Origin of the sequence: Actinoplanes subtropicus (assembly GCF_000721705.1) — a bacterium.
GTDB lineage: Bacteria > Actinomycetota > Actinomycetes > Mycobacteriales > Micromonosporaceae > Actinoplanes > Actinoplanes subtropicus.
In genome coordinates, this window is sequence record NZ_JOJL01000164.1 from 1 (window position 1) to 362 (window position 362).

The window sequence follows — 362 nt, forward strand, 5'->3', positions numbered from 1 at the left end:
TTCCCCACCTTCGGGGCATTCAACGGCTACTCCACCGCCTACAACACCGCCTACGCCTCCGACGGACTGTTCTCCAACAACTACCGCGACCTACCCATCACCAGCTACGCCTGGCAACTCAACACCACCACCGGCGGCCCCAACGCCTGGTGGGAAGCCAACAGCACCGGCCCCAACACCGCCAACCCCTGGATCGGCAACCACGCCGGCCCCCAATTCGGCGCCTGCCCCTACGGCTGGCCCATCTCCGCCCAACAACAAGGCCTCCTCGAATCAATCGTCGCCCGCTCCCTGACCGGAACCATCTACGTCGGCCGCGGCGTGCCCAACAACTGGATCACCGCCGGACAGACCATCGCCGT

At 65.7% G+C, this 362-nt stretch carries 1 protein-coding gene; it reads left to right on the forward strand.

The window, feature by feature from the left end:
• Window positions 1-362, forward strand: a 362-nt coding sequence (locus IH26_RS55205) for a hypothetical protein (protein WP_034218345.1), incomplete at both ends; no start/stop codon positions are given.